Here is a 6,372-nt window from a genome sequence, read left to right as displayed (position 1 = left end):
ATCATATCTGGAGTTTTACAAATAAGACAAATTAACCACACTCATACTCTTGTACACTACGAATCCCTGTATCATTCGCTTCTTGCTGATGCTGAAGAAAAAGCATTCTAGGGTCATCAGTTGCATCATCAACTTTTGTTTCATCTTCAGTTGACTGACTTTGTGCTACTCTTCTTGCCAATGCTGTATTTACTGGTCTCTCAGTTGGCATAGTATCAAACCCTGCTTGCACATGTCGCCTTACATTTTTTAATTTTTCAAACTCTTCACCTTTTAATCCAACTAATACTTGCCTTTGCATCCAAGCTATGACTTGCTTAAAATCACTTTTTGGCTGTAACTGTAAAATTAGACCGACCACAATTTCCATAATATGATCTGGATCAAAACGCATCCCACCTCCAGACTTCCCCCTTCCTGGTAGAATGTCTAAGTCAGTTTTAAACTCCATACCAGGACGGTATTCTTTTCTCAGAGAGCCGATACCTCTCAACAGTTGACGGGTCAATGCTTCTGTTGCACCTGGTGTTGGATTATGGCATATATTGCAATCCATAGTGACTCTTAATAGGGTTAACCACGCTACCGCCTCGCCCATGCAAGCTAGAACAATAGAATGTTGATCTTGGTGAGCTTCTGCATGGCTTCGTTGCTTTCGAAACGTTTTAATTGCACCATCGTAGATAGCATAAGCACGCTCACCAAATTCAGCCTCCGATTTTTGCTTATAAAGATCAGTACTTGCGACTGTAGACGAAAGACTAATCAAGTGTAGTGTTTTTTCTAATTCATTTTCTCTTTTATCTTTTATAGCATCAAACCAAAGCACTCGATTACTCGCGAGAATGTGGGACACTTCTCTTTTGCTATGGCTACTGCATAAAACTAACAGCAGCTCATATAACTCCTCTCTTTTTGATGACCCATCATCTTGCAAATAAGCAGCGACTACAAAATCAGTAGCAGTTATTCGATAAGTCTCTTGTTGACCGCCCTCATGCCGATAATGCACTCTAGCTAGGTTATCTCTAGCGCCTATTTTTACAGCACAGCGTGCTAATCCCGTAAACCCCTGCCATGCCGCTAATTGTAAGCCCGTTAGCTGTAGCGGGTTATCATGAAAGTCTATGGTCGCTGTTTTTTGAGTATGCCTACAACGAAACCCTTGGTTATCTAGAGTAGAGAGAAGCCAGGCACAGGCGTCTTCATTATTGAATTGATCAGCAGAATCAACAAGATGGTGAAGCAAACTCTTTCTTGTTTCCTCAAAAAGAATCTCATCTGCATTTAATTTTAATTTATTAAGTTCTAATAACAACTCAACATTGGCAAACTCTATTGCTGATTTAAACATATCAACAAGAACCGTTTTATGGTCCTTTACACCTAATATCAGTGCATCTTTTTGAGTACTTATTATACTTTTTAAAAAAGCGATCTTTTCTGGTCGGCATAACTCTTTTAAAGCCTCTGAACTCAAAGAAAATAATATGCATGTATTGTTAAATGCATCTTCTTGTAGTAACTGGTCAAATCGAGCAAGGTCTCCTTGAATTAGCACCTTTTCTAGTTGCAAGAAAGTTGCAAGAAAATGATCATTTCTTTTAAAATAAATTTCTAAATTTTCTTTTTGTCTTCGTTCTGGCCTTTGATCTGCCTTTCCTTTTCCTCTTCGGCTAGCTTTTTTTGCTCTTCTAGATTTTTTTCCATGTTTTCCATGCTGTTTTGGCGCTGCACTTGTAGCAGCCGCATGACCTTCTGATGATTGTGCCTGCTCAAACTTCAATTGATCAGCAATATCTCTCAGCCCACTCATCGCCGCCTTAGCAGCAACTCGCCATATTTCATCAAGCTTACCTTTAGTTAGACGACCACTAGCCGACTGCACGGTAAAGCCATCTTCATCTGTGCGTGATAACACATTATTTCTAAGGTTTTTTACATGCTTATAATTTTCTTCGCCTATAAGCTGAAGCCACTGCTTATATAAATCACGAAGTTTTAGAGCAAGGGATAATTTTTCAGACAGTCCTGTTGCAGTAGATAATTGAGTATTTGCCTCTGTTATTTCTCTTTCTAAATTAGCTTTTCTCTTCTCAAAAGCCTGCAGAAACCGATCTACTTCAGTAATCAGTGGCATCATAAATGCAATGGCTTGCTCTTTTAGCTGACCTTCGACTTCTGCACTCAATGGCCTGCCATTTTTATAGTCCACCAAGCCAATTTCAGGGGGTTGTCCTTGCTGCTGATATCGATAATATAACCTTGCCTCATTAGGAGGATCCTGAGGACGATCCGTGTGCTCTTTATATTTTAAAGTCCAATGTGCATGGCCTTGCAAAGGTTGAAGCTGAGTACTATCATGATCCGGTCTTTTCCTAAAAAAAGATGGCACAGTTAAATGACAATCTAATACAATTAATCCAGGTGCTAATAAACTTTCTGGGTCATAGGCCAATTTAATGATAATACGCTTTGCATTATTCATTGGATCTGCAAAGCCTTTTGGCTTAGAAATTGACCGATAAGCACTCTCTTGCGCCAAAAGCTTCGCTCTGTGCTCATCTAATAAATAATGAAACTTATTGGGAGTTGAACTTCCGGCCTGATGGGTTGTATATGGCCTGCGTTGGCCTAGTAAAGAAAGTAGTGAGTGTCCAGCTCCAGGCATAAAAAAGTCTCCAGTGTTATTTTATTAGAATATTTAAAGTCTATTGCGAATGTATTTAAAGCTTTGTGCATTAGCAGCAGGGTTAATATTTTCTTAGTTTTAAATCAAAGATTTCTAGACCATATAAGATCTATGATAGAAAAACATAACTTTTATTGATATTTATTTAGTAAATTTAAATTACTATTTTCTTAATTTCATATACTTTAAAGACATACTATTGATATCATAAAAATTATCGCTTTATCACTTCCTCCTCCACAGACTTACAAATAAAATCAGGATTTTAATTCTATTAACATTATGAAATACAATTCTATTTTTTAAAATCGGAAAAATATCAATAATTTTCATTTTTATATCAACAAAGAGTTAACAGTAAAAATTACTTTCATAACAAGCATTAAATACCGCCATACACTTACCTAACTTCCTGTTTATTCACCCTACTAATAGAGCCGCTCAGATCAATAATAATTAAACGACTCTTAATTAATATTAAAAGTAAGACAAATTAACCATACCCATATGCTTGTACACTTTCGTAAGCGTCGCTACCTCGGTAGGTATTTTGCACATCCAATGATGCAAAATCGCCGAGCAAAACGCGACGACTATAAACCCTCGGCTGTCCGCGTCACACAGCGTTACGTGCCTAGCACTCCATGGCTCGCAGCGGCGGCTCACTTACTTCAAATTCTGCTTGCTGATGTTCGAGAAAAAGCATTTTAGGGTCATTAATTGCAGCATCAGCTTTTGCTTCATCATCAGTTAGCTGCCCCTGTATACTAGACTTTGCCAACGCGATATTATTTACTGGCTGTTCAGCTAGCATTAAATGAAACCCATCTAAAACATGCCTCTCTACATGCTTTAATACATCAAATTCTACATCTTCAAATGCAAACAGTACTTGTGCCTTTATACATTCAACTATCTTATCCACGCTTACAGAACTTACTGGAAATAATTTTAAAAGCTTACCCACCATAATTTCCACAATATGAACTGGATTAAACTCTACAGTCTGATCCTGACCCTGTGAACCTTTATCTAAGTCAGTTCTCAATGTCATATCAGGCTGATAGCGTTGCTTAAAACCATCAATCTCCCTCATTACATAATCTATAAGTCCTGCCTTTTGTCCTCGCTGTGAGTAGAGGCATACAGAATCATGTATAGCGAATTTCAGCAATGCCATCCAAGCTCTTATTTCTTCTAATTTTCTAGCAACAACAAGTCTTGGATTTCTCTGCGCCTTCACTCTCTGTAGTTTTTGAGAGATATTACCTATAGCATTGTACACAGCACCAACAAGAGTATTATCCAGAGCCCCATGTTTTTCTGCACTCTTAAATATTCTACTCAGCATAAAGGCTTTAGCTAAGCAATCAACAAGTAAAGCCGTCTTTTCCTCTTTATTGCCTCCCTCACTCTGCTGCATAAGCTGCCAAAATATTTGTGCTCCAGTAGCAACTGAATGATCCGTTTCTTTTGAGTCATGACTATTGCATAAAGCAAGCAATAATTCAGATTGTTCTACGAATCTCTCTGCCTCTATCTCCTCACTTACCATATCTTCTACAACAAAATCACATGCGGTTACATCACAACGACCTTTTTCATCTTTTCCTTCATCTTTTTTAATCACATAGCGCACAGATATAAGGCTATCTTTAACACCTGTTTTCATAAAAGCTCTCGTCAAACTGGGCAAGCCCATGCAAGCTGCTCTTTTTAACGGATCCAACCAACACACTCGGTCACCAAAATCTACTTTAACAATCTGTTCATTATCGAGGCAACGAACTCCCTGTTCATGTAAATTAGCAAAAAACCATGCATAAAACTTATCTTTATTTTCTTTATAAGCAACATCTATAAGGTGATGCCTCAAACCTTTTCCTGTTGCATCACAAAGAGTTTTTTCTAGATTCACCCTCAACTTATGAAGTGCTAATAATCCCTCAAGATTTCCCGTTTGAATTAATTTTTTAATAAGATTAGCAAGGGCTACTTTATTATGGCCTTCGTCTAAAATCAGTGCATCTTTTTGAGAAGTTAATATATTTTTAAAAACAGCTATATTTTCTGGCCGGCATAATATTCCTAAAGATTCTGAATCAAGATAAAATAATATACATTTATTTTTAAACATTCTTCCTTGCAGAAGCTGGTTAACTCTAGGAAAATCTCCACGATTTAATGCCCCTTGTAGCTGCAGATAAGCGGCAACCCAATTACCTGCCTTTTCTAAATAAGTCTCTAAGGTCTCTTCTGGTCTTGGCGCCGGCTTTTTAGCTGCCTTCTCTCTCTCTTTTCCTCTAGATCGTCTGGCCTTTCTACTCTTTTTATGGTGTTTTGGCGCTGCGCCAACAGCAGATTTATGCTCCCCTGATGATTGAGCCTGCTCAGTTTCCAGTTGATTAATAATATCTCGAAGCCCACTCATCGCTGCCTTAGCAGTAACGCGCCATATTTTATCAAACCTATCTTTAGTTAAACGACCACCAGCCGACTGCACAGTAAAGCCATCTACATCTGTACGCAATAAACCATTGCTTCTAAAATTCTTTACATGCTTATAATCATCACTATCCATAATCTGTAACCATTCTTGATATAGTTCGCGAGCTTCTTGAGCAAAATGCCACGTTTCAAGTGCTTCTGTTGCAGTTGCTAATCGAGCATTGGCCGCTGTTATTCTACTTTCTAACGCAAATTTTCTACCTTCAAAATCACCTATATATTGATCCATTTCAGTAATCAGTGGCATCATCAATTTAATGGCGCGTGCTTTTAGTTGTCTTTTTATTTCTGGATCCAGCGGTTTACCACTTTTATTATCCACCAATCCAATTCCAGGAGTTTGTCCTTGTTCATAGCAGTAATATGCTCTTATCTCACGAGGAGGATCCTGAGGACGATCCGTGTGTTCTTTATATTTTAAAGTAAAATGCATATGGCCTTGCAAGGGCCTCAGTCTAGTATCATCTTGATCAGGTCTTTGCCTAAAAAAAGATGGTATAGTTAAATGCTGGCCTAATACAATTAAGCCAGAACTTAATAAATCTTTTGGATCATCGGCCAGTTGAATGATAATATGCTTAGCATTATTCGTTGCACCAGCGAAACTTTTTGGCTTAGAAATTGATCGATAAGCATCTTCTTGTACCAAAAATTTTTCTCTGTGCCCATCTAAAAGATAATGAAAATTATTAGGGGTTGAACTTCCAGCCTCGTGAGTTGTTTGTGGCCTGCGTTGGCCTAATAGAGAAAGTAATGAAGGTCTCGCTCTAGGCATGATAAAGTCTCCAATATTATTTTACTAAAATAATTAAGGTCTACTGAGGATGCATTTAAGGTTTTGTGCATTAATAGCAGAGTTAATACTCACTCGCTTTAATCCAAAATTTACTAGATAGTATTTATGATGGAAAAAATCATAATTTTTATTGATGCTTATTTAAAAACCTATTTAATTAAATTTTTTGTTAATATTTTGAAATAAAAATGTACATTTTATAATCAGGAAAACTGAAATAATTTTTATATTTATGTCAACATAAAGTTAATAGTGAAAAATCGATCTATTGCCTAAGTAAAAAAGCTTCCGATTACTAACAAGTTTCACCAATCTTTTAAAGATAGAAAATTAAAAGAAGCAAACAGGTTACCTATCACTCACCTTACGCACTGAC

3 protein-coding genes are annotated in these 6,372 nt (G+C 37.2%); 1 reads left to right on the top strand and 2 read right to left on the bottom strand.

Going from position 1 to position 6,372, the window contains the following annotated elements:
• Positions 1 to 31: 31 nt before the first annotated feature.
• Positions 32 to 2,671 carry a hypothetical protein gene (locus C200_RS11690; protein WP_016211888.1) on the bottom strand — a complete coding sequence of 880 codons (2,640 nt, stop codon included), beginning with the start codon at positions 2,669 to 2,671 and terminating at the stop codon, positions 32 to 34.
• 528 nt (positions 2,672 to 3,199) lie between these two features.
• Between C200_RS11690 and C200_RS16200 the strand changes: the two genes are divergently transcribed.
• On the top strand, positions 3,200 to 3,403 hold the full coding sequence (locus C200_RS16200) for a hypothetical protein (RefSeq protein WP_080750131.1): 204 nt from the start codon (positions 3,200 to 3,202) through the stop codon (positions 3,401 to 3,403).
• Here the strand turns inward: C200_RS16200 and C200_RS11685 are convergent.
• Entirely contained in the window at positions 3,327 to 5,849 is a 2,523-nt protein-coding gene (locus C200_RS11685; RefSeq protein WP_155276085.1) for a hypothetical protein, read from the bottom strand. The genes C200_RS16200 and C200_RS11685 overlap by 77 nt on opposite strands.
• Positions 5,850 to 6,372 lie beyond the last annotated feature (523 nt).

It is taken from the genome of Piscirickettsia salmonis LF-89 = ATCC VR-1361, from assembly GCF_000297215.2.
In the GTDB taxonomy this organism is placed as follows: Bacteria; Pseudomonadota; Gammaproteobacteria; order Piscirickettsiales; family Piscirickettsiaceae; genus Piscirickettsia; species Piscirickettsia salmonis.
This window is presented reverse-complemented; position numbering and strand designations above follow the sequence as displayed.